22 protein-coding genes and 3 pseudogenes are annotated in these 22,459 nt (G+C 69.5%); 9 read left to right on the top strand and 16 right to left on the bottom strand.

Annotation, left to right across the window (positions count from 1 at the left end):
- Nucleotides 1-137 precede the first annotated feature (137 nt).
- Nucleotides 138-659 carry a GNAT family N-acetyltransferase gene (locus ACGFNK_RS44480; RefSeq protein ID WP_393426711.1) on the bottom strand — a complete coding sequence of 174 codons (522 nt, stop codon included), beginning with the start codon at nucleotides 657-659 and terminating at the stop codon, nucleotides 138-140.
- A gap of 144 nt (nucleotides 660-803) precedes the next feature.
- Between ACGFNK_RS44480 and ACGFNK_RS44475 the strand changes: the two genes are divergently transcribed.
- The gene (locus tag ACGFNK_RS44475) at nucleotides 804-1,481 is read left to right on the top strand and encodes a hypothetical protein (RefSeq protein ID WP_393426708.1); all 678 of its coding nucleotides are present in this window, start codon (nucleotides 804-806) and stop codon (nucleotides 1,479-1,481) included.
- 5 nt (nucleotides 1,482-1,486) lie between these two features.
- Complete coding sequence (locus ACGFNK_RS44470; RefSeq protein WP_386356481.1) at nucleotides 1,487-1,792, top strand: hypothetical protein; 306 nt, start codon at nucleotides 1,487-1,489, stop codon at nucleotides 1,790-1,792.
- 130 nt (nucleotides 1,793-1,922) lie between these two features.
- Here the strand turns inward: ACGFNK_RS44470 and ACGFNK_RS44465 are convergent, their stop codons facing one another.
- Nucleotides 1,923-2,339 (bottom strand): DUF1992 domain-containing protein, encoded by a 417-nt coding sequence (locus ACGFNK_RS44465; RefSeq protein ID WP_388672555.1) that lies wholly within the window; start codon nucleotides 2,337-2,339, stop codon nucleotides 1,923-1,925.
- A gap of 139 nt (nucleotides 2,340-2,478) precedes the next feature.
- Here ACGFNK_RS44465 and ACGFNK_RS44460 point away from each other — a divergent pair, with 139 nt between their 5' ends.
- Nucleotides 2,479-2,874 carry a hypothetical protein gene (locus ACGFNK_RS44460; protein WP_386356475.1) on the top strand — a complete coding sequence of 132 codons (396 nt, stop codon included), beginning with the start codon at nucleotides 2,479-2,481 and terminating at the stop codon, nucleotides 2,872-2,874.
- An 18-nt stretch (nucleotides 2,875-2,892) separates the two neighbouring features.
- On the opposite strand, the gene ACGFNK_RS44455 is transcribed toward ACGFNK_RS44460, so the two are convergent.
- Nucleotides 2,893-3,564, bottom strand: a complete 672-nt coding sequence (locus ACGFNK_RS44455) for an O-methyltransferase (protein ID WP_393426703.1) — start codon at nucleotides 3,562-3,564, stop codon at nucleotides 2,893-2,895.
- Between the two features lie 300 nt (nucleotides 3,565-3,864).
- Between ACGFNK_RS44455 and ACGFNK_RS44450 the strand changes: the two genes are divergently transcribed.
- Nucleotides 3,865-5,916 (top strand): phosphatase PAP2 family protein, encoded by a 2,052-nt coding sequence (locus ACGFNK_RS44450; protein WP_393426700.1) that lies wholly within the window; start codon nucleotides 3,865-3,867, stop codon nucleotides 5,914-5,916.
- Here the strand turns inward: ACGFNK_RS44450 and ACGFNK_RS44445 are convergent.
- The 6 genes from ACGFNK_RS44445 to ACGFNK_RS44420 form a co-directional block, all read right to left on the bottom strand.
- Nucleotides 5,870-7,531, bottom strand: a complete 1,662-nt coding sequence (locus tag ACGFNK_RS44445; RefSeq protein WP_393426720.1) for a hypothetical protein — start codon at nucleotides 7,529-7,531, stop codon at nucleotides 5,870-5,872. The two genes, ACGFNK_RS44450 and ACGFNK_RS44445, sit on opposite strands and share 47 nt — an antisense overlap.
- 174 nt (nucleotides 7,532-7,705) lie before the next feature.
- Nucleotides 7,706-7,879, bottom strand: coding sequence for a hypothetical protein (locus tag ACGFNK_RS44440; RefSeq protein ID WP_393426697.1), 174 nt, complete (start codon nucleotides 7,877-7,879; stop codon nucleotides 7,706-7,708).
- Between the two features lie 82 nt (nucleotides 7,880-7,961).
- On the bottom strand, nucleotides 7,962-8,093 hold the full coding sequence (locus ACGFNK_RS44435; RefSeq protein ID WP_393426694.1) for a hypothetical protein: 132 nt from the start codon (nucleotides 8,091-8,093) through the stop codon (nucleotides 7,962-7,964).
- 189 nt (nucleotides 8,094-8,282) lie between these two features.
- Nucleotides 8,283-8,750: a hypothetical protein gene (locus tag ACGFNK_RS44430; protein WP_393426691.1), complete on the bottom strand. Its 468-nt coding sequence runs from the start codon at nucleotides 8,748-8,750 to the stop codon at nucleotides 8,283-8,285.
- A 55-nt stretch (nucleotides 8,751-8,805) separates the two neighbouring features.
- Nucleotides 8,806-9,252 carry a hypothetical protein gene (locus tag ACGFNK_RS44425; RefSeq protein ID WP_393426688.1) on the bottom strand — a complete coding sequence of 149 codons (447 nt, stop codon included), beginning with the start codon at nucleotides 9,250-9,252 and terminating at the stop codon, nucleotides 8,806-8,808.
- A gap of 456 nt (nucleotides 9,253-9,708) precedes the next feature.
- Nucleotides 9,709-10,944, bottom strand: a complete 1,236-nt coding sequence (locus ACGFNK_RS44420; RefSeq protein ID WP_393426685.1) for a cytochrome P450 — start codon at nucleotides 10,942-10,944, stop codon at nucleotides 9,709-9,711.
- 338 nt (nucleotides 10,945-11,282) lie between these two features.
- Here ACGFNK_RS44420 and ACGFNK_RS44415 point away from each other — a divergent pair, with 338 nt between their 5' ends.
- Nucleotides 11,283-12,452 carry a steroid 3-ketoacyl-CoA thiolase gene (locus ACGFNK_RS44415; RefSeq protein ID WP_393426682.1) on the top strand — a complete coding sequence of 390 codons (1,170 nt, stop codon included), beginning with the start codon at nucleotides 11,283-11,285 and terminating at the stop codon, nucleotides 12,450-12,452.
- Between the two features lie 44 nt (nucleotides 12,453-12,496).
- Here the strand turns inward: ACGFNK_RS44415 and ACGFNK_RS44410 are convergent, their stop codons facing one another.
- Nucleotides 12,497-14,083, bottom strand: coding sequence for a carboxylesterase/lipase family protein (locus ACGFNK_RS44410; RefSeq protein ID WP_393426679.1), 1,587 nt, complete (start codon nucleotides 14,081-14,083; stop codon nucleotides 12,497-12,499).
- A gap of 103 nt (nucleotides 14,084-14,186) precedes the next feature.
- Nucleotides 14,187-14,252, bottom strand: a pseudogene (locus tag ACGFNK_RS44405) (hypothetical protein); the annotation flags it as partial.
- Nucleotides 14,253-14,602: 350 nt separating this feature from the next.
- Between ACGFNK_RS44405 and ACGFNK_RS44400 the strand changes: the two are divergent.
- Nucleotides 14,603-14,827, top strand: a complete 225-nt coding sequence (locus ACGFNK_RS44400; RefSeq protein ID WP_393426676.1) for a hypothetical protein — start codon at nucleotides 14,603-14,605, stop codon at nucleotides 14,825-14,827.
- A 1-nt stretch (nucleotide 14,828) separates the two neighbouring features.
- Nucleotides 14,829-15,317, top strand: coding sequence for a pyridoxamine 5'-phosphate oxidase family protein (locus tag ACGFNK_RS44395; protein WP_393426673.1), 489 nt, complete (start codon nucleotides 14,829-14,831; stop codon nucleotides 15,315-15,317).
- A gap of 78 nt (nucleotides 15,318-15,395) precedes the next feature.
- Here ACGFNK_RS44395 and ACGFNK_RS44390 read toward each other — a convergent pair whose 3' ends face one another.
- Both ACGFNK_RS44390 and ACGFNK_RS44385 read right to left on the bottom strand, forming a co-directional pair.
- Entirely contained in the window at nucleotides 15,396-16,121 is a 726-nt protein-coding gene (locus ACGFNK_RS44390) for a GAF and ANTAR domain-containing protein (protein ID WP_393426670.1), read from the bottom strand.
- A 343-nt stretch (nucleotides 16,122-16,464) separates the two neighbouring features.
- A pseudogene (locus ACGFNK_RS44385) lies at nucleotides 16,465-16,648 on the bottom strand (IS110 family transposase); the annotation flags it as partial.
- A gap of 38 nt (nucleotides 16,649-16,686) precedes the next feature.
- Between ACGFNK_RS44385 and ACGFNK_RS44380 the strand changes: the two are divergent.
- A complete protein-coding gene (locus ACGFNK_RS44380; RefSeq protein ID WP_393426667.1) occupies nucleotides 16,687-18,234 on the top strand; it encodes a fused MFS/spermidine synthase in 1,548 nt (515 codons plus the stop codon).
- Nucleotides 18,235-18,310: 76 nt separating this feature from the next.
- Here the strand turns inward: ACGFNK_RS44380 and ACGFNK_RS44375 are convergent, their stop codons facing one another.
- Entirely contained in the window at nucleotides 18,311-19,702 is a 1,392-nt protein-coding gene (locus ACGFNK_RS44375) for a pyridoxal phosphate-dependent decarboxylase family protein (RefSeq protein WP_393426664.1), read from the bottom strand.
- Nucleotides 19,703-19,803: 101 nt separating this feature from the next.
- Between ACGFNK_RS44375 and ACGFNK_RS44370 the strand changes: the two genes are divergently transcribed.
- Complete coding sequence (locus tag ACGFNK_RS44370; RefSeq protein WP_393426661.1) at nucleotides 19,804-20,274, top strand: Lrp/AsnC family transcriptional regulator; 471 nt, start codon at nucleotides 19,804-19,806, stop codon at nucleotides 20,272-20,274.
- A gap of 11 nt (nucleotides 20,275-20,285) precedes the next feature.
- Here the strand turns inward: ACGFNK_RS44370 and ACGFNK_RS44365 are convergent.
- Nucleotides 20,286-20,423, bottom strand: a pseudogene (locus ACGFNK_RS44365) (ECF transporter S component); the annotation flags it as partial.
- A 25-nt stretch (nucleotides 20,424-20,448) separates the two neighbouring features.
- Entirely contained in the window at nucleotides 20,449-22,452 is a 2,004-nt protein-coding gene (locus ACGFNK_RS44360; RefSeq protein WP_393426658.1) for a nitrate- and nitrite sensing domain-containing protein, read from the bottom strand.
- Nucleotides 22,453-22,459 lie beyond the last annotated feature (7 nt).

Below are 22,459 nucleotides of genomic sequence, written 5' to 3'. Positions count from 1 at the left end.
CCTCCGGCTCACACAGGGCGCGGGTTTCCTGAGACAGAACCTACGCGACGGGCATACGACGCACCGGCCCACGTCCCCTCCCGCCGGTGGGCAAGTTGAAGGTTCGTCGTGGCTGGTGAGCCCTGCCACAGCGGAGCTCAAGCGGAGTGGAGCCGTTTGGTGAACCAGTGCTCGGCGTACTCCTCGTCGTTGTACCGCTCGATCTCCGCGTAGCCGTGCCGCGTGTACAGCGCGCGTGCTTCGACCAGGTCGCCGCGGGTGTCGAGGACGACCCGCTCGGCGCCGAGGCCGCGGGCCGCCTCCTCGGCCGCCGTGAGCAGTACGGCACCGCCGCCCTTGCCGCGCAGATCCTGCCTTACGAACACCCGCTTGAGCTCGCCCGTGCCCGCGTCCCGGAGCCGCACGCCCGCTGTGCCGGCCGACTCGCCGTCGTACCGGGCGAGCAGTAACACTCCGGTGGGCGGGGCGAGTTCGGCCCCGGTTTCGGCGGCGATCTCGCGTTCCAGCTCGGCCGGGTCGGTGGTGTGCCCGCGGTGGAGCAGATACCAGCGGTCGCTGACCTCCGTGTAGTACGCCCGCCAGAGCGCAGCCGCGGCGGGCGAGTCGAAGGGCTCGGGGGCGACGGTCCAGGACGTCGGCGTCGTCGTACGAGTGGTCATGGTGGGCATTGTCCGTACGTACGGTCCGCCGTCCGCAAGCCAATTACCCGAGCCCCCGGCCCGCGGCCGAGTCGTTTGGGCGGCGCTCTGAGGGCAACTCGGGCAGGGAGCCGGCCCCAACGGGCCGTAACCGGAAGGTATTCCATGTCCACAGGCGTGATCATCGTTCTGATCGTGGTCGCGGCGATCATCATCGGCGCGGCCGTCTGGCTCGCCATGCCCCGCGGAGCGGGCGGCGGGCGCAATCTGCGGCGGCGCTTCGGGCCCGAGTACGACCGGGCCGTCGCCCAGCACGACGGCGACGCCAAGGCCGCCGAACGCGAGCTTGCGGACCGTGTGAAGCGGCACGGTTCGCTGCGCAGGCAGCCGCTGGAGCCCGCGGCGCGGGAGCGGTACGAGGCGCGCTGGGCCGCCGCCCAGGAGCGGTTCGTCGACTCGCCACGGGAGGCCGTGGCCGAGGCGGACCGGCTGCTCGGCGAACTGGCCGGCGCCCGCGGTTTCCCCGACGGCAACCGCTACGACGAGCAGCTCTCCGCGCTCTCCGTGCACCACGGACACCACGTCCACGGCTACCGGCGCATCCACCGGGCCGCACACGCGCCCCTCGCCGACGGCGACGAGAGCCGCACCGGTACGGAGGAACTCCGCGAGGCCATGATCGAGGCCCGCGCGCTCTTCGAGGACCTGGTGACACCGGTCCGCGAGGACACAACGCACCACCGCGCGGCCGACGAGCCCGCCCCCACCCGCTCGAACCGCCTCGGCGAACGCCTGCACACACCGTGGGCGTTCAACAGGCGCCACCACGCGAAGGGGAGTTGAGTCGAATGACTGACAACCCGGCAGTTGGCGTCTCCGGCGGTCGCCTGATGGCCCACGACGAGGCCGACAAGTGGACCCTGCGCCTACAGCACGCGGTCACCGGCTTCGTCGACGGCCCGCGGGAGTCCCTCGAAGAGGCAGACCAGGTCCTGGAGGAGGTGGCGGCCCGCTTCACAGAGGCCGTCACCCAACGCCGCCGCACCCTGCGCACGTCCTGGCAGGGAACGGGCGACGACAAGGCCGACACCGAGCAGCTACGGCTGGCCCTACGCGACTACCGAGAGCTGGCGGAACGCCTACTGCGCATCTGAACTCCCGCACACCGCAAGCCCCGCGCCCCTTCAGAGGCGCGGGGCTGTGACATGTGCGGCTCCGCCGCGATGGGGGTCCCCCCGCTCGAGCGAAGCCGAGAGTGGGGGAGCGACCGACGAACCCGCAGCTTCAATCCGCACTCCCGGCGGAGCGACGCTCCCGCCAGTCCCGTACGACCGCCTCGACGTCGTACGGCTTGAGCCCCAACGGCGGCCCCGGCGGCGGCTTGAACATCACTTCCCGGATCTTCACGTTGATCGACGTGATGATCTCCCGAACCACCCGCTCGGAAGGGGCGTCCAACGCCCGCGCAACCGCATCCTCCGCCTCCTTGCGCAACGCCAGCGTCGGCGGCAGCACGGACAGCCCCTCGCGAGCCATCTTCTGCTTGATCCACCACAACTCGTCGTACGAGGTGTCGCTGCCGCCGGGCAGTGGCTTCCCCGCGCCGGGGAGGTGATCGAACTCCCCACGCGCCTCCGCCTCGCGGATCTGTTTGTCGACCCAGGACTCGAAGCTGACCCCGGGAGGTTTTCGCTCGGTCATGCGTCAAGTGTGCCGGACGGCATGTCACCCGGGCGATCTATCATTCGGCCGCAATACGTCGCCGGAGCGCGGGGCCCACCCAGGCCCCACCATGCTGCGGCGCCGAACCACTGGATTTGCGGGAACCGAAGGAGCGCACGTGCTCGAACTCACCATGGCCACGGTGTCGGAGGCGGACGCGGGTGCGACGGCCGGGATGCAGATGGCCGACTCGCCCAGCGAACCGGGTGCTGTGCTGCGGGTGGGGCGGGACCGGGGCTTCTGCCGCCTCGCGACGCCCGACGACTGGCTGTTCGTCTCGCGGGTGCACCTCGAGTTCCTGTGCGGGCCCGACGGGACGTGGCAGGTGACGTGGCTGCGGGGCTCGCACGCCGACCCCTCGTCCGAGGTGCGGCTCGTGCTGGTCGGCGGGACCCCGCAGCCGCTGCCGTACGGCGGGACGGCGAAGCTGCCCCGGAACGGGTCCGGCGAACTGATCGTCCGGGACCGCACCGCCCCACGCAGCGTGAACGTGGGCTTCTACCACGAGGCGTGAGGCCGGGCGGTGCGAGGCCTACGGCAGTACGCGCGCCAGCGCAAAGCCGTCGTACCCCTTCACACCGACCGTCTGGATCGCCGTGGCGTCCAGCTTCGGGTGGGAGGCGAAGAGTTCGAGGGCCGCTCGGGTGCCTCGAATGGCCGGGTCGTCGGTGGTGGCGTCGGTGACGGCGCCGCCGCGTACGACGTTGTCGAGGACGATCAGGCTGCCGGGGCGGGAGAGTCTGACGGCCCAGTCGACGTAGTGCGGGTTGTTCACCTTGTCCGCGTCGATGAAGACCAGGTCGAACGGAGCGGGGTCCTCGTCGGCCAGTTTCGACAGCGAGTCCAGGGCGGGGCCCACCCGCACCTCGGTGATCTTGTCGAGGCCGGCCCGGGCGAGGTTGCGGCGGGCCACCTCCGCGTGCTTCTCGGCGTACTCGAGGCTGATCAGGCGTCCGTCCGCCGGGAGGGCGCGGCCCAGCCAGATGGTGCTGTAGCCGCCGAGGGTGCCGATCTCCAGGATGCGGCGGGCGCCCTGGATCACGGCGAGGAGGTGGAGCAGCTTGCCGTGGGTCGGGGCGACGTTGATGTGCGGCAGGCCGGCGGCGTCGCTGTCGCGCAGTGCGGCGGACAGGGCGTCGTCGGGCGGGGCGAGGAGCGCGGTGAGGTAGTCGTCCACGTCGTTCCAGAGCCGTGGCTCGGTCATGCACCATGCCTTTCGTCTGCCTAGTTAGAGGAGCTAACTAGTTCTCCGTCGAATATAGCCCGCTGCCGCCGTATCCGCCCGGCGATAACGCGGGGTCGCGAAACCGGAGGGACGCCACCGCAACCTCCGGTCGCGCCACACCCTCTTCCGGACAAAAGATGGAAGGACGTCAGGTAAAGCGGGGGTTGCCTGCGTCTCTCCACGGGGGTAGTGCGAGCCTCATAGTGTTCGCACGGTGAAAACGAACAGATGACACCCATGGGACTCGGGTGACCAACGGGGCGGGAGGGCCGACGGGGCGTGGCGAATGTGGAGCACAGCGGACGACCAGGCGATGCCTTCGCGGCGGGAGCCGCGGGCACGGCGAAGGCACGGCTGGGCGTGGTGCGCGCGGCCCTCTGGGTGATCGCCGCCGTACTGGCGGTACGACAGGTCACCGTCGTCCTGAGCACGCCGAAGGGGGAACGCCTGACGGATCTGGAGACCTGGGTCGGTCCGGGCGGCGTGCTGCATGTGAACGGATCCTTGTACGACTCGACGCGCTTCACGGGCACGCCATTCGGCGGACTCGTTCTCAAACCGCTCACGCGCGCGGCCGAGCAGGCCCTCGGCTGGGGCTGGACCTTCGGCACCCTGCTGCTGGTCGTCGCGCTCGGCCTGGTCGCGGCCCGTGCCCTGCCGCAGCCCGTGAGCAGACGCACGGCCCTGCTCGCCGCACCCGTGGCGATCAGCCTGCTGATGCTGTCCCTGCCGGTGCGCAACACGCTGTATCTCGGCCAGACCAGCATCATCCCGGTGCTGCTGGTGCTGCTCGGCTGCTTCGCGGTCCGGGGGGAGCGGACCAGCGGGCTGCTGATAGGCGTCGCCGCGGCCCTCCAGCCGACCGTGCTGCTCTTCGCTCCGCTGCTGTGGTTCACCGGCCGCCGCCGGGCCGCGCTCTCCACCGGCGTCACCTTCGCCGCGTGCACGGCCCTTGCCTGGGCGGCGATGCCGCACGACTCGCACACGTACTGGGTGCACCACCTGGCCGGAGTCGGCCTCGGCCGGCCCGCCGACGACCTCGCCAACCAGTCGCTGCACGGCGCGCTGCTGCGGTTCGGCCTGACCGGGCCGCTGGAGATCGCTCTGTTCCTGCTGGTGGGCGCGGCCGTCGCGGTCCTGGGCCTCCGCCGTGCCGTGCGCTACGCGCGTGACGGGCAGCTGTTGCTCGCCGTCGCGCTGACCGGCTGCGTGGCGATCGCGGTGTCGCCCACGACCTGGCAGCACCAGCTGCTGTGGGTGCTGCTCGCGCTGGTCGGCCGGGTCGGCAAGAGGGCCTCGGACCGGTACGTATGGCCGGTAGCCGTCGTCCTGGTGATGACGCTCCCGGCGAAGATGATGCTGCCGAACATGCCGGTGCTCCACCCGCTGCGTGACAACGTCGTCCTGCTCGCCGCGCTCACCGCCGCCTGCGCCGTTCCGTTCCTGTCCCGCACCTCTCCGCACTACCAGGTCCCGATCCCCACGCAGTACGCGCCACCGGTCGAGGCCCGCTGGAAACACGTACCCCTGCTGCCCTTCCTGCGCCGGGTACTCTCCCGCCCGAACCTGCTCCTCGAACTGCTGCTGATCCGCGTCGGCTACTCCGCGTACCAGCAGGTCAGGCTGGAGGCGCATGGCGGCTCGAACGAGGCGGCCCGGGCCACCGCCGAGCAGCACGGCGAGCAGATCCTGGCGATCGAGAAGTTCCTGTTCATGGACATCGAGCACTGGGTCAACCACACGGTGGTGAACGTCGACTGGCTGCGGGTCTTCTTCGACTTCTACTACACGTCGTTCCACTTCGTGGTGCCGCTGAGCGTCCTCGGCATCCTCTATGTGCGCCGCCCCGCCGAGTACCGCTGGGCCCGCTCGGCGCTCGGATTCGCGACGATCCTCGCGCTGCTCGGCTTCTGGCTCTATCCGCTGGCTCCGCCGCGCCTGATGCCGGGCCTCGGCTATATCGACACCGTGCACGGCGTGCAGGACTTCTCCCAGCCGGACTACGGGACGCTGACCGCACTGACGAACCAGTACGCGGCGATGCCCTCGCTGCACTTCGGCTGGTCACTGTGGTGCGGTCTGGTGATCGCGATCCTCGCGCCGAAGTTGTGGATGAAGGGGCTGGGGCTTCTCCATCCGCTGTTCACGGTCTCGGCGATCGTGGCGACCGCGAACCACTGGGTGCTGGACGCGGCGGGCGGCGCGGCCGTCGTCGGTGCCGGCTTCGCGCTGACCTACCTGCTCCAGGGACCCCGGGTCAGCTCGCGTGCCAAACCCGCGGAGATCAGCATCGCGGAGCCTGACCAGGCGAAGGACCGTACCCCGAGCTGATCCGGAACGCGCCCGGTTCGGTCACCGTCAGCCGCGTGAACTCGCCGCGCTTCTCCAGGCAGCCGCCCTCGGCGTACAGCCATGGCGAGTAGGCCACGCGCACGGTGACCGAGCCGGGCCTCCTCATCCGGACGACGACCTCGGCGCTGGAGGCCCGTACGACGGAGCCGGGCGACGACACCAGGGGCACCGCGCCGCGCACCCGGTACACCTGCCAGTTCGCGTCCTGCCAGACCGGCTCCAGCCAGGCGGGCCGGCTCCTGACCAGGCGCGCCTCGTCCTCGGCGAAGCCGTCCGGCTTCCCGGCGGGCAGGACGACGAAGCCGACGGCCCAGCGGTCCAGCCAGGCCCGGTACGTCGACTCCGAGAACGTTCCGTCGTAGAAGAGCCGCCCGCGCTCGATGTCCAGCTGCCGGTTCCAGCCGCGGGCGAGGTTCACATGCGGGGCGAGCGCGGTGGCCTCGCGGTGGTTGCGGGCCGGGACCACCTCGACCCGGGTGCGCTCGGCGCCGAGCCGGTCCAGGGCGCGGACGACACCGCGCGTGTCGGCGGCCCAGGCGGGCACTTTGGTGGAGATCCGCAGATCGTCGACGGTCTTCGTGCCGACCCAGGCCACGGAGACGACCAGGGTCACGGCGAGGGCGACGAGCCTGTGTCTCGGCCCCTTCTTCTCCCTCTGCGTGAGGAGCGCGGCGAGCAGGGCGGTGGGTGCGAACAGCTCGGCGAGCCGCTCCACGTTCGTGCCGATGGGCGAGGGGATGAGATACGTCAGCACCGTCCCGGCCGCGTACACCAGACCGCCCCACCGCAGCACCAGCCAGCGGCGCGGAGCGAGGGCGAACAGCACGGCACCGAACAGGACGGGCGGCCAGATGCGGTCAGCGGGCATCAACTGCTCGCCTCGGAACGGGAACAGCAGCGTGGTCACCGCGACCACCACGAACGGCGGCGCGATGAGTGCGCAGGCCCGCCCCCGGTCCCGTACGAGGGCGTAACCGGCCCCCGCCACCACCAGGAACAGCCCGGCCACCGGGCTCGCCATGGTCGCCAGCGCCGCGTACGCCACGGCCAGCGGCAGCCGCCGCTCCCGCGTGAGCAGCACACAGGCCGCGAGCCCGAAGGCGACGCCGAGCGCGAACGTCGTACGGCCGGACGCGACGTTGCACCACAGGGCGAGCGACGCGAGCAGCGCGGGGCCGAGGGGGCGGCGGATCCCCGTACGCACGAGCAGCACCGCGGCCAGCCAGGCGGCGAGCAGCCCGGCGACGACCGTGACCGTGCGCACGCCGAAGGTGGCCATCAAGTACGGCGAGATCAGGCTGTAGTTGGCGGTGTGCATCCCGCCGTACCAGAAGAGGCTGTACGCCGAGCCCCCGTGCCGCGACGCGAACTCCGCCCACGCCTGCTGCGCCGCGAGATCCCCGCCGCCGGTGGCGAGAAACACGAACCACGCCCCGTACAACGGAACCGTCGGGAGCGTGGCGAGCAACGGCACACGATGCCGTCGCCAGAACCCCTTGAGCTCCCGGAACGACTCCTTCCGCGTACCGGCCGGCTCCACCGGACCGGAAGGCGGACGGGTGGGGGACAGCTCGGCGGCAGAGACCACGGTCAGCGTTTCCGTTCGAAGTCTTCGAGGCTGTGTCTGTGCTGTGTCACGTGCGAAGACGTCGAGCGGCACGGAAACGTTCACTGGGTCACTGGGATGCGGGCGCCGGGGGCTCACGAGCCGTGCAACGACTCATCCCAACCGTGGTCACCAGCCGATACCCCGAATCACCGGTGAGGTTCAAGGGATCAGGAAGGCGACGAACAAGGCGAGCGGCATGAAAACGGAGCCGGCGGCCATCAGCCAGCCCACCTTCCATGAGGTCTTGGTACCGACTTTGAGGCAGAGCAGCGCCATCAGAGAGAGATAGAGGAACAGCGGCATCGCGATGATGACGCTTGCGCCGGACCCCATGGATGATTCCCTTTCAGTGCGGTGCCGGGGCCGCTGTGCGGCGGCCCCGGTCGTGTGCGGTCTTACGGCGTGCGTACGCGCGCTACGGCGTCATGTTCTCGGCGAAGCGAGCCGTCGGATCGGCAGCCCAGGCGGTGGCGCCGGCGGCCGGCGGATCGGCAGCCCAGGCGGTGGCCTGCAGCAGCCCCGTCAGCATCCCGCCGGCCGCTGACACGGCCAGGGACGCTTGCGTTCGTCTTCGGAATCTCAAGTTCCCGGGCGGGCGTTCATGAGGGAAGAACTGCCCCCACCCCGCCCATACGGCCATGCGGGAGTGAGGGCAGCGTTGCTCGGCTGACCTGCGGTCGACGAAGAGCCGACGAAGAGCGGGCCGCCCAAGGGCCGTCGGAAGGCCACCGGTCGGTCAGCGAGAGTCGCCCAACGGGTAGTCGTCCTTGGTCACCGTCAGGCTGATCTTCGTGTCCTCGGGGACCCAGACCCCCGGAGCGGTGATGTCGGCCTGTGCCGGCCATGTCGTGCCGGAGGACACGTTGAGGGCCTTCTTCGTCACTGTCACCGGAGCACCCCTCTCGCCTCTGTCGGCCGTGACCGTGACCGTGTAAGAGGCGCGCTTTTCGCCTGTGTTGTGCATCGTGAGCGGCACGACCACGCGGCTGCGGTCCAGGCGCGGCACGTAGGCGACGACCTCTCCGTTGTGCGCCGTGGCCGCCGGGGCGCCGAAGCCGTAGTCGCCGGCCTCGGGAACGTCGGTGTTCCTGGGCCCGACGGGTTCGCCTTCGGCGGCAGCCGCCGACTTCGCCGTGAACCTGCTTTCCGCCACCCCTTCGTCCTGGGTTCCGCAGGCGGTCAGGACGAGCGGTGCCGCCACCACGGCGAGGAGGAGAGAGCGTACGGAGTTCCGGTTCCGGGACCGGCTGGACGTACCGTCAGCCACAGGGGAACACGCGGCTGGACTTGTAGTCGATGTAGAGGCTGCTGGACGTCTGCCCCATCTTGGCGGTCACCGGAGCGCAGGCGAAGCTGGAGACGTACACAGGGCCCGCGTACTGGCTGAAGTTGCCCGAGTCGGTGTCGCAGCCGGTGCCGTCCACCTTGCAGACCTTGAGGTACATGTACTCCGAGTTCCCCGCGTTGTTGTCGAGGATGGCGCAGCCCTTTCCGCCGTTCTCGTAGGCGAAGAGGGTGGCGAGGCGTTCTGCGGGAGCAGTTCCGACCGGCAGAGGAATTGCCTTCCTCAGCGTGTATCCGGAGCCGCACACATTGGCGGCAGCTGCCTCAGAGGCGGCCGACGCCTGCGGGGCCGCCAGCCCCAAGGCCGCCATCGCGACCGCCGCGACGGTCGCGCACATGGTCGATCTCTTGAAGATGAACATAGGTATCCCCCTGTTGTCTGCACATGGATGACTGAACAGCCCGGCGAACCGGGCTCACCGCCCGCTGCACGCGGAGCGCATGAGGTCCCGCGGGCGAAGCCGCCACAACTTACGCACAGGTTGGCCCCGAAGGGAAAGGTTCCTACCAGTCATCCGGCAGCGAACTGTAAGGCTCGCCGCGCCAGCCGTAGCGATGCGTATTGATCAACAGGCGAAGATGTGAACTTCTGTCACGTCTTCTCCCCGCGATCTCCACCACTCAAAGTGAGTCCGTGACTCCGATCACAGAATGAGCCGGATCGCGGCTACGGGTATTTGTTCAGACATAGGCCCGACGGCTACCGGTCAATTGGCGTGTTTCTTCCTCTCGCACTGCCTTCATCGACGCGGTGGCAGGAGGCGGGGGCGGGGCGTAGGGGGGATGCCCCCGCCTCCTGATCTGCGAGACTCCGTTGGTCAACTGGCGCTGACCTGGAGTTCCTTGACGCCGTTCACCCAAGCGGAGCGCAGCCGGCGTGGGTCGCCGACGAGGCGGAGGCCGGGCATGGCGTCGGCGATGGCGTTGAAGATGAGGTCGATCTCGAGGGTGGCCAGGGACTTGCCGAGGCAGTAGTGCGGTCCGCCGCCACCGAAACCGAGGTGGGGGTTCGGGTCGCGAGTGATGTCGAGGACCTCCGGGGAGTCGAAGACGGCGGGGTCGTTGTTCGCGGAGGAGTAGAAGAGGCCTACGCGGTCGCCCTTCTTGATCTGCTGTCCGCCGAGTTCCGTGTCCTGGGTCGCGGTGCGCTGGAAGGACACGATGGGGGTCGCCCAGCGGACGAGCTCCTCGGCCGTGGTGGAAGGGCGTTCCCGCTTGTAGAGGTCCCACTGGTCGGGGTGGGTGAGCAAGGCGTGCATCCCGTGCGTGATCGCGTTACGGGTCGTCTCGTTGCCCGCGACGGCCAGCATGAGCACGAAGAAGCCGAACTCGTCCGAGGTGAGGTTGCCCTGGTCCTCGGCCGCCACCAGCTGCGTGACGATGTCCTTGGCCGGGCACTGCTTGCGGTCGGCGGCCATGTTCATGGCGTACGAGATGAGTTCGGTGGCCGACTCCTGGCCGACCTCTTCGGTGATCGCGTACTCCGGATCGTCGTACGAGATCATCTTGTTGGACCAGTCGAAGATCTTGAGGCGGTCCTCCTGCGGGATGCCGATGAGCTCGGCTATCGCCTGGAGGGGCAGTTCGCAGGCGACCTGGGTGACGAAGTCGAAGGGACCGGTCTGAGCGACGGCCTCCTGGACGATCGAGTGGGCGCGCCGGCGCAGCGTGTCCTCCAGGGCCCGGATCGCGCGCGGGGTGAAGCCGCGCTGCACGATGCCGCGGACGCGGGTGTGTTCGGGCGGGTCCATGTTGAGCAGGATCAGCCGCTGGACCTCGATGGCGTCGCGCGGGATGTGCTCGTTGAAGCGGATGATCGCGGTGTTGAGCCAGGAGGAGAACAGCTCGGGGTGCGTGGAGACGTACTTGACGTCAGCGTGCCGCGTGACGGCCCAGTAGCCCTCGTCCTCGAAGCCCGCGATGCCGGGCTGCTGTGGGATCCAGTGGACCGGTTCGGCCTGACGCAGCTCGGTGAACTCCGGGAGAGGCACGCGGTGGTGCAGCAGATCGGGGTCGGTGAAATCGAACCCGTCGGGCAGCGCTGGACAGGGCATCGGCAACTCCGGGTCGTGCGACGGTCGGGTTCTGGAGGGTGGAAGCTTTGGCGGTCTGAAGCTTTGCTGCTCTGGAGCTCTGGAGCTCTGGAGCTCTGGAGGTCGGAAGCGCTCGGGGCGATCGAGGTTCTGACGGTCCATCAGGAAATGCGAATTGCCGTGAAGGTAGTAACGGGTTCTAGAAGTAGCAAGAGGCGCGACAGGGCTAATTGCGTGCGGAGATCGTGCAGATCGCGACTTCGGAGCGTGCAAGACCCTTGCGGCGGCGGGCGTCTGCTCAGCAGACTGCACTGAGAACTAGTACGCGTTCTAGTTCGGCGCGAGGAAGGGGCGAGAGCATGGTCGCGGAACCCGTCATCGTCGAAGCCGTACGCACTCCGATCGGCAAGCGCGGTGGCGCGCTCGCCAATTTGCATCCCGCCTATCTCCTGGGCGAGACCTATCGTGAACTCCTGGGCCGTACGGCCATCCCCGCCGACTGTGTCGAGCAGGTCGTCGGCGGCGCCGTCACCCACGCCGGCGAACAGTCGGGCAACCCCGCACGTACCGCGTGGCTGGCCATGGGGCTGCCCTGTGAGACGGCCGCGACGACCGTGAACGCCCAGTGCGGGTCCTCGCAACAGGCCTCGCACATGGTCGCCAACATGATCGCTGCCGGGGTCGTGGACGTCGGCATCAGCTGTGGCGTCGAGGCCATGTCCCGGGTGCCGCTCGGGTCGGCCTCCAAGCATGGGCCGGGAAAGCCGACGCCCGACGAGTGGAACGTAGACCTCCCGAACCAGTTCGAGGCGGCGGAGAGGATCGCTCGTCACCGTGGGCTGACACGCGAGAATGTGGACGCGCTGGGGCTGATCTCCCAGGAGCGGGCCGCGATCGCCTGGTCCGAGGAGCGCTTCAAGCGCGAGACGTTCGCCGTACAGGTGCCCACCACGGAGGACGAGCAGCGCGCCGGTCACGGCATGTGGCGCCTCGTCGACCGGGACGAAGGGCTGCGCGACACGTCCATGGAGGCGCTGTCCGGCCTCAAGCCGATCATGCCGACGGCCGTGCACACGGCGGGCAACTCGTCGCAGATCTCCGACGGTGCCTCCGCCTTGATGTGGGCGTCCAAGCGGATGGCCCGGGCGCTGAAACTCCGCCCGCGGGCACGCATAGTGGCCCAGGCGCTGGTGGGCTCGGACCCGCACTTCCACCTCGACGGGCCGATCGACGCGACGCGCGCCGTGCTCGGCAAGGCGGGCATGTCGCTGAAGGACATCGACGTCGTCGAGATCAACGAAGCCTTCGCATCAGTGGTGTTGAGCTGGACCCAGGTCTTCGAGCAGGACCTGGAGAAGGTGAACGTCAACGGCGGCGCGATCGCGCTGGGTCACCCGGTGGGCGCGACGGGTGCGCGGCTCCTGACGACCGCGCTCCACGAACTGGAGCGCAGGGACAAGGAGTTCGCGCTCGTCACTATGTGCGCGGGTGGGGCGCTGGCGACCGGGACGATCATCCAGCGCCTGTAGAGGGAAGGCGGCGGCCCACGGATCGAAGGCCGCCGCCACAGTCTCTAAGGACGGTCTCGGTCCCACAGGTCGCACTGATGCTCACGGTGGACAGTCGTGCTCTGGCTGTTGCCGCCCTGTGAGGCGGTACGCAGGGAGAGCACCTTCTCCTGCCCGTCCGGCATCGTCGGCTGCCCGTCGGCACGCGGCACGCCGTCCCGGATGAACGACCCCCAGTACTGGATCATCTGCCGCGAGAGCACCCGCTGCTCGGCGTTCAGCGGAGACTTCAGACCGAAATGCTTGAAGAGGTACTGCACCTCGTTCACATGGGTCGCGCCGAAGTCGAAGTCCGTGCCGAGGTTCCGCAGCGAGGCGAAGGGCGGCGAGGTGCGGTCGGCGTACTCGTACGCGTAGACCGGTCCGCGGGCCGCGAGCACGTCGTTGAGTCGGAGCGCCGGGCAGGCCATCAGGAAGTCCCCAAAGGCGGTGCCGTACGCGAGGCTCGGCGAAGGGTGGTCCGACACCGGGTAGCGCCGGAGCACCCGCTCGCCCTGCTCCGCACCGAACACGGCTCGCACCACCTCGGGATAGCGCTCGGCCGTGAGCGGCGTCCCGTTCGCGTCGAACTGGGCGAAGGCGAACATCCGCCCCTCGTCCTGGTTGGCTCCGTTGAGTACGGGGACACGGGCGGCCGCCCCGGTCGCATACGCCTCGAAGGGCTGCACCGGCAGGAAGTCGCCGCCGACCACGGGCCCCCAGTCGAAGTCGGCCTGGGCGGCGAGGACTTCCTTGGCGGGCTTGCCGCGCACACACGCGACGCTCGCGCACCCCAACTTCTCCATGAAGTCCGCGCCCTGAGCCACCGCCTCCTTGTGCGTGCGGGCCGCGCAGTCCGCGTACGCACCACTCTGGACGATCCCCGCGCGGAACAGGCCCCTTGAGGTCGGCGAGGCCATTTGCGTGCAGACCGAGCGGCCCCCCGCGGACTCGCCCGCGATGGTGACGCGGCCCGGATCACCGCCGAAGCGGCCGATGTTGGCCCGCACCCAGCGCAGGGCCGCCTGCTGGTCGAGCATCCCGAAGTTGCCCGAGACGCGATCGCGCGTCTCGCGGTCGAGGCCGGAGGTGGCGAGGAAACCCATCGCGCCCAGGCGGTAGTTGACGGTCACCACGACCGTGCCGGTCCGCCGCGCGAAGGTGTCCGGCACGATGTCCTCGCCCGCGCCGGCGGTGAGCCCGCCGCCATGCAGCCAGATCATGACCGGCCGCTTTCCGGCGCCCTCGGGGACGTACACATTCAGGTCGAGGCAGTCCTCGGTGTGGCTGGGATTCTCGTAGCCGGGGTCCCAACTCGCCGTCTGTACACAGCGATTGCCGAAGTCCTCCGCGGTGCGTACGCCGGACCACGGCTCGACGGGCCGTGGGGCTCGCCAGCGGAGGTCGCCGACGGGCGGTTTCGCGTAGGGGATACCGAGGAACTGCCGCCCCTCGGCGGTGGTCTCCCCGCGGACCCAGCCGGACTCGGTCCGGACGAGGGCGGGGTTCTGCGCGGTCGGGGCGGGCGCCGCCGCGGCGGACCCGGCCGTGAGGACGGTGGTGGCCAGTGCGGTCAGCACGACAGCGAGACGACGCATGGTGAGGCGGCGCATCACGTGTGCACCTCCGCGACCGTACGCAGGCGCAGCTCGCCCGCGAGGCTCCGACCCATACGGTGCGGCGGCCGGTTCGGAGCCCCCAGTCGTGGCGTTCGGCGTCCCATGAGGAGAGGGCGCGTTCGTCGACGCGTACGGTGACCCGGCGCTCCTCTCCCGCCCGCATTGCGAGCCGCTGGTGCCGCTGGTATCGCGCCGCCCAGCAGACGCAGGGTCGATCGCCGGGACGCGGTGTCGGGCATGAGCCGTCACTCCTTCGGTGCGCGGGCACGTCGTTGTGGGACCTCGTGTACACGTGCCATCAGCAGTCGACGTTCGACCTTTGAACCCACCGGGGGGCCAGGGTTATTGACGTGCCATCAGGTGCCACGAGTACGCAGCGGAAACTATGACCGGAGATGACTCGTGTCAATGAAGTGAACGGCGGACGCCTGAACTCTCCACAAGAAACGAAGGAATCACGCCACGGGGCGATGGTGGGTCGATGGGGTCCCCGTCGGGTTCTTTGAGTCGCGTATGGCGATGGCGGTGTTGGGGGTTTCGGCGATCTCCAGGCGGCGGCTGCTGCGGGAGACGCCGGACTTCTCGCCGTCGGCGTTCCGGCAGCGGTTCACTGGGCATGTGAGTGAGGACGGAAACACGATCCGTGGCGTCTGGGAGAAGGCGTACGACGGCTCGGACGCCGACGGTTCGGCCGCATGGGAGAAGGACTTCGACTTCACGTACCGCAGGAGCCGCTGAGATGAGTCCCGATACATCGCCTGGATCGCCTGCATCACCTGCCGAGATCGCGCGGGGCATCGTTGACGCGAGTCTGTACATGGTGCTCGCCACTGCCGACGCGTCCGGACGGCCGTGGAGTTCGCCGGTCTACTTCGCTCACCTGAACTGCCGCGAGTTCTTCTGGGTCTCCTCGCCCCAGGCCGTACATTCACGCAACATCGCGGTGCGCCCCGAGGTGGGCATCGCGATCTTCGACTCGTCGGCTCCGATCGGCACCGGCCAAGGCGTGTACGTGCCCGCCGTAGCCGAACCGGTAGACGGCCCAGGGACCGAGCACGCGCTCGAGGTGTTCTCCCGCCGCTCGCTCTCGCACGGCGGCGGCGTCTGGACGGCCGCCGACGTGGACGACGCCGTCGGCTTGAGGCTGTACCGCGCGGTGGCCAACGAGCACTCGATCCTGGCCAAGGACGGGCAGCCGGACCATCGAATCCCGGTCGACCTCACCTGACCTGCCCCAGATCTCCCGGACCGTAGGCGGCGGCACCATGCCCACCATCCCTTGTTCGGCTCCGGGCCCAGGCCGAGCTCAGGGTCGGGAGCGCAGTTCGGGTGCGGTGGGGGGCTCGCCGGTGAGGTTGGTGAGCAGTTCGGTGCACAGGTCGCGGAGTTTGATGTTGCGGTTCTGGGAGGCGGAGCGCAGGATGCCGAAGGCTTCCTCGGCGGTGCATTTGCGTTGACCCATGACCACGCCGAGGGCTTGGTCGATGACGCTGCGGTACTTCATGGCGTCCTGGAGCTGGGTGGCGAATTCCTGCGTGTCGGTGAGGCGTTGGGCCAGTGCGATGGCGCCGGTGGCCTGCGAGGCGAGTGCGCGCAACGCGGTGACATCGGCTTGCTCGAACGCCTTCGGAGGCGCGGCGTACAGGTTGAGAGCGCCGGCGGTGTGGGTGTGGGCGGCGATCGGCAGGGAGAGGGAGGAACGGATCCCGCAGGCGACGGCATAGGTGGGGTAGTCGCCCCACCGGGTCTCCTCGGTCATGTCGTTGATGAGCAGTTCAACGCCGGTGCGCAGCGACTGCGGGCAGGGGCCGTCGTCCTGGCCGTACTGCTTCTCATCCAGCTTTGTCGCGGCGGTGCCGGCACTGACCACGGTCAGCGGGCGGCCGTCCCGTTCCAGTGTGAGGCCGGCGCCTTGGGCGCGGGACAGTTCGACGGCTGCGTCGGCCAACGTCTGCAGGAAGTCTTCTAGTGAGTCGGTTTCCAGCAGCCACTGGGTGATGTCGCTGCTGTCGTACGCGTCGTCGGCGCTCATCAGGGGTTCCTTCGCAAGGCCCGTGGCCTCTCGGTCGTCATCTCGTTGCGCTACCGGGGCGACGGAGTCCAACATCCGAAGAAACACCTCCAGTGCGACCACTGCCTGACGCCGGTGTAACCGTCGGCGCAGCGTGGCCTCCTGCTCCCCCGAGTACCACTTTCTGCTCCGCGGAACCTATGAGTCCAAAGGCAGCCGACTCGGCCGAGTCGGGTCCTGCGGCAGACGGCGGTGGGACACGGCACGATCGCCGTCACCGTCTTTCCCGCCGGATGGACCCGGATCCGCACGTCCGCCGGCAGCTTCTGACCCAGACCCCAGCCAGTGCTCCTCCAGCAGGGCCTCGACCGGCCTTTCGCAGCGCGGCCGGGGAGCCGTGGCGTTCCAGCAGGCAGGTCACGGCCTGGTGGTCCGGACACGGCCCGAACATGGGTTCGGAAGCTGGGGTGGAAGGGGGTGAGCAGGCCGCGTATCCGGTTGGACGTGCCGGTGGCCTCAGCCGCCAAGTCCGGGGCGAAGCCCACAATTTTCGCCTTGCCGTTCGGTCGCTGAGCCGCATGCAAGGATGTCGCCCGTGACCGGATCGTCGTCTTCCTCGTCTGTTGCCGAGGGCACGCCTGGCCGCTACGGCCTGGGTTCCCGTGCCGCTGCCGTCCTTGTGTTCGGGTCCTCGGCCGCAGTCCTGGTGGTCGAGATCGTCGCTTTGCGGCTGCTGGCTCCCTACCTCGGCCTCACCCTCGAGACCAGCACCATGGTGATCGGCATCGCCCTCACCGCGATCGCCGCCGGCTCCTGGCTGGGTGGGCGCATCGCCGACCAGGTCGATCCACGCCGGCTCATAGGCCCCTCGCTCGGGGTGTCGGGAGCGGTCGTGGCGCTCACCCCTGCCGTGCTGCGCACCACCGCGGAGTGGGCAGCACCGCTGCTCTTGTTGATCGCGGCGGGGACCATCCTCGTGCCGGGCGCGCTGCTCTCCGCGGTGACGCCGATCGTGACCAAGCTGCGTCTCACCAGCCTCGCCGAGACCGGAACGGTTGTCGGCCGGCTTTCCGGCGTCGGCACCGTCGGCGCCATCGTCGGCACCGTCCTCACCGGCTTCGTCCTCGTATCGCGGTTGCCGGTCAGCGGCATACTGATCGGCCTCGGAACGCTGCTGGTGGTCGGCGCGGCGCTGACCGAGTGGCGTACACGCGGGTGGACCGGCACCCCAGCCCTCACACTCGTGGTCATCGCCGGCGGCCTCGCCACCACGGTCGCGCCCGGTGCCTGCGACACGGAGACCAAATACCACTGCGCACGGGTCGTCGCAGACCCCGACCGGGACGGCGGCCGCACACTCGTACTGGACGGCTTGCGGCACTCCTACGTCGACGTCGATGACCCGACCTTCCTGGAGTTCGAGTATGTGCGCGCCATCGCGTCGGTGGTCGATGCCGCCTTTCCCGAACGTGAGCCACTTGCGGCCCACCACCTGGGCGGCGGCGGGCTCACCTTCCCCCGTTACCTCGCGGCCACGCGGCCCGGGACGCGCAGCCTGGTGTCCGAGATCGACGGCGGGGTCGTACGCATCAACCGTGAGCAACTCGGTCTGAGATCAGGACGCGGTATCGACGTACGCGTCGAGGACGGCAGGCTCGGCCTGCGGCGACTGGACGCCGACAGTCGTGACCTCGTCGTCGGCGACGCCTTCGGGGGCGTCAGCGTGCCGTGGCACCTCACCACGATGGAAGCGATGACTGACGTACGGCGGGTGCTGGGCGAGGACGGCCTGTACGTTGCCAACCTCATCGACCACGGGGGCATGGACTTCGCACGTGCCGAAGTAGCCACCCTCAGCGAGACCTTCGAGCACGTCGCCCTCGTCGGCGAACCCGCCGATATCGGTCTCGACCCGACCGCCACCTCCGGGGGCGGCAATATGGTGGTGCTCGCCTCCGACCGGCCAGTCGACCTACGCGCGACCCAGGAAGCGCTGGACGCCCGGCAAACCGGCTGGAAGATCGCCACCGGCGACGACCTCACCTCCTGGATCGACGATGCCCAACTGCTCACCGACGACTACGCACCCGTCGACCAACTCCTCCAGCCCTACAGCCCACAGAGCAGCCAGTGAGAAAGGCATCCGCTGGGGCGGACGGCCCTTCGTCGCCGCGGCCTGAGCGAACCGGCGAATCTGTGCGGTCACAGCACTAGCGGAGCATGCGAAGTACGTCGATGACGTCGTCGGCACGGGTGTGCGGGTTGACGAAGGCCATGCGCAGAACCGTTGCGCCGTTCCACTGTGTCGGCACGCACAGCATGGCGCCCGTTTCGGCCGCCCGGGCGGACCATGACGCGTAGTCCTGCGGGCCCCACCCGGGGCGCTCGAAGAGGACCACGGACAGCTCGGGATCGATCGTGATGCGTAGATGGTCACTGGCGCGTATGGCATCGGCGACCAGCCGGCTGGTGTTCAGCGTCTGTTCCACGGCATTCGAGTACCGCTCGGTTCCGTGGACGGCCAGGCTGAACCAGAACGGCAGACCGCGGGCACGGCGGCTGAGGTGGAGGGCCAGGTCCGCCGGATTGTGGACGTCGCGATCGATGGCGTCGAGATAGTGCGCCGACTGACTGTGCGCGGCGCGTGCGGCTGCGGGATCCCGGTAGAGCAGTGCGCAGCAGTCGTAGGGCGCGAAGAGCCACTTGTGGGGATCGACGATGAAGCTGTCGGCGCGTTCGATGCCGGTGTAGAGGTGCCGCACGCTTGGGGCGGCCAGGCCTGCTCCGCCGTAGGCACCGTCGACGTGCAGCCACACGTGGTGGCGTTCGCACGCGTCGGCGATGTCCGCGAGGTCGTCGATGAGACCGGCATTGGTGGTCCCGGCGGTCGCCACCACGGCGAAGACACCGGTCGTGGAGTCCAGGACCGTGTTCACGGCGGCTCCGGTGAGGTGTCCCCGCTGGTCCACGGGTGCGGTGACGACCTCGACGTCCATTGCTTGTGCTGCGGACCTGATCGAGGAGTGGGCGCTGTCGGCACACACGATCTTCCAGCCGTCTGTCGGCCGGGGCCGGGATGCGGCGGCAGCGGCGCGTGCCGTGATGAGAGCCGAGAGATTGCCCATGGTGCCGCCGCTGACGAAGCATCCTGCTGCGGTGCTGGGCCATCCGAGCAGCTGGGTGAGCCAGCTCAGTGCCTCGTTCTCGGCGTAAATGGCACCGGCTCCGGCCTCCCAGGTGCCCGCGAAGATGTTCGCCGCGCCGGTGACCGCGTCGAAGGCGAGTGCGGCACGGGTGGGAGCCGCAGGGATGTACGCGAGGTTCATCGATCCGCTCTGGGCGCGGGTGGCGGGTGCCAGGACCTGGTCGAACAGTTTGAGGGCCGCGGCGCCGCCGATCCCCCAGGCGGTGATGGCCGTACCGGCCGCGAGAGCGAGGTCGGCGGCGGGGCGGGCCCCTGCCGTCGGATCCGGAGCCTGCAGGATGCGCCGCCAGGCGTAGTCCATGGCGGCCGCCACGATCTCGTCCTCATCACCCCACACCCGGCTGTCGACATGGGTTTCCTGGTTCGCCGAGGTGTTGTCACATTGCGCTCTTTGCATGGCGGGAACCTAGAAAGGCTCATCGGAATGCGCAATATGCGGCAGAATTTATAAGCAGAATGCTCAATATGGTGCGCGCATGCTGTGTCACACTGAGCACTATGCGAGATGTCGACGGCCTCGACGCCCGGATCCTCCTGGCGCTCGACGCGGACCCACGGGCCACGACGGTTGCCCTGGCCGATCGACTCGGGCTGGCCCGCAACACCGTGCAGGCGCGTCTGAAGCGACTTGAAGAAAGCGGTCAGCTCAGGGAGCCCAGTCGGCGCGTGGCACCCGCGGGTCTCGGCTATCCACTGCTGGCCCTGATCACGCTGTCGATCAGCCAGCGCGTGGGGCGGCCCACCCGTGAGGCGATCCTGCGCATTCCCGAGGTGGTGGAGTTGCTCGTCACCACCGGCGACGGCGACCTGCTCGCGCGCGTCGTCGCCCGGGACACCGAGGACCTGCACCGCATCACGAACCTCTTGCTCGAAGCGCCGGGGGTTGTCCGGTCCAACACCGTCATGGTTCTGCTCGAGGTGCAGCCGTTCAGCGTCCGGCCCCTGCTGGAGCGGCACGCCGGCTCCTGAAAACAGTCCGCAAACATCGGCTCGATCCCGGCCGTCCCGGCCCCGATCGGCCGCGACGCGGCCCCCGTCGCCGCCGGCGCCCCGAGCATGGCCACGGCCTTCGCCCCGATCCCCGACTCCGAGACCGCCGCGGCCACGACCCCGACCGGCCGTTTCAGGGAACCGCCGCGCCCGTTACCCCCGCTGCCGCGTGATCAACGCCGACGCGGGGGCCAGTGACCGGCCGTCGTGCCGGCCGGCGGAGAACGCGGCGTCGTGCGCCGGCATGTCGTCACTCATCAGGTTCTCGGGGATGAGGACGGCCGCCGTGGCCCCGCCGTTCGGCGAGGAGCGCAGTTCGACGCCCAGTCCCTGCCGGGCGGCGATGCGGTTGACCACGAAGAGTCCGATCTGCTTGGGGTCGAGCAGGTCGACCTTCTCGGACTGGATCTTGCGGTTGGCCTCGGCCAGCCCCTCCTCGTTCATGCCGAAGCCGCTGTCCTCGATCTCGATGAGGAGTCCCTCGCGCAGCCGGGTGGCCCGCAGCTGGACCATGGAGCTGGGCGGTGAGAAGGAAGCCGCGTTCTCGACGAGTTCGGCGAGCAGGTGGATGACGTCGGCGACGGAGCCGCCGTTGATGGACGCGGCCGGTGCGGCCCAGATCTGGACCCGTCCCGGCTGCTCGATCTCCGCTACGGCGGCCCGCAGGACGTCCAACAGCGGGATGGGGTCGCGCCAGCCGCGTCCGGGCGCGATACCGGACAGAATGAGCAGGCTCTCGGAGTGACGGCGCATCCGGGTGGCGAGGTAGTCGACCTGGTACAGCTCCTGCACCTCGGCCGGGTCGCGCGGGCGCTGCTCCAGTTGGTGGAGCAGGTCGAGCTGGCGGTGCAGCAGCACCTGGCTGCGGCGGGCGAGGCCGACGTACACCCCGGAGATGCCGCTGAGCAGTTCGGCGCGCTCGGCGGCGGCCTTGAGCGCGGCCCGCTGCACGGCGGTGAGCGCGGTGCCCACCTGGGCGAGTTCGTCGCCGACGAGGCGGCGCATCGGGGCCTCGGCGTCGATGTCCACGCCCTGCCCGGCGTGCAGGCGGCGCATGGCCCGCGGAAGTCGGCGCCCGGCGACTTCGAGGGCGTCGTTGCGCAGGTCGAGGAGTTCGACGATGAGTCCGCGGCCGACGACCACGGACACGAGCAGCGACAGCAGCACGCCCACCAGACCGAGGACGACGGCGATACCGGAGGCGCCCAGCATGTCCGAGCCGAGCGGGTTCGTCTTGGCCGTGGCGCCCGTGCCGGCGTCCGACTCGGCCTCGGTGAGCCCCTTCAGCACGGCGTCGACGGCCTCGTCCCAGTCCTTCAGGAAGCCCGCGGAGACGGCCGAGGTGCCGGGCCCGGCGCTGCGCACCCGGTTCTCGACGGCAGCGAGGGTGCCGTAACTCGCGCCCCGTAGCACCGCGTTGTACGCCGTCCCGTGCGCCGGCTTCAGGTCCGCGACCGCGGGCTTCAGCAGCTCCCGCTGGGTGGCGACGGCGCCGGTGAACAGCGTGTACTGCTCCGTGGTGAGCGTCCCGGCCCCGCTCCCCGCGGCGAGGAGTGCCTGCTCTTGGGCCACGGCCTCGCGGACGCGGGCGAGTTCGAGGACGACCCGTGCCTCGGAGGCGGCGTCGGTGCCGTTCTCGCCGGTGAGCGCGCCGGTGACGGCGAAGGCTTGCTCGATGACCGTCGAGTACCCCGTGAATGCCTTCTGGGCGGTGCCCTTCGCGTCGGTCTGCGCGCGGAGGTCCGCGAGTCCGGCTGCCTCGGCCTTCAGACGGTCGATGCGGACGGGGAGCCCGGAGTCGAGGAGCCCGGCGTCCGCGGTGGAGGCGTTGGCGCCGTCGCGGAAGGCGTCGGCGGCCTTGTCGGTGGCCTTGCCCGCTGCCTTGAGAGCGTCGAGGCCGGCCTTGTCCGGCGCGGCCGCGTGGCGCGTGGCGGCGGTCCGCTCGGTCTGCAGCGCGGTGACGAACTCGTCGACCGGGGCGAGGAGTTCGGCGTTGATCTCTTTGACCCGCTGTGTGTCGCCGATGCTGGAGGCCGTGCTCACCGCGGCGAAGCCCCACAACGCCATGAGGGACATGATGGGCAGCATGAGCAGGGCGACGATCTTGGCCCGGACCGATCTGGGGCGCAGCCGTTCCGCTGTACGGGTAACACGCATGGGATAC

The sequence above is a fragment of the Streptomyces sp. NPDC048825 genome (assembly GCF_043198355.1).
Lineage (GTDB): Bacteria > Actinomycetota > Actinomycetes > Streptomycetales > Streptomycetaceae > Streptomyces > Streptomyces xiangluensis.
This window is presented reverse-complemented; position numbering and strand designations above follow the sequence as displayed.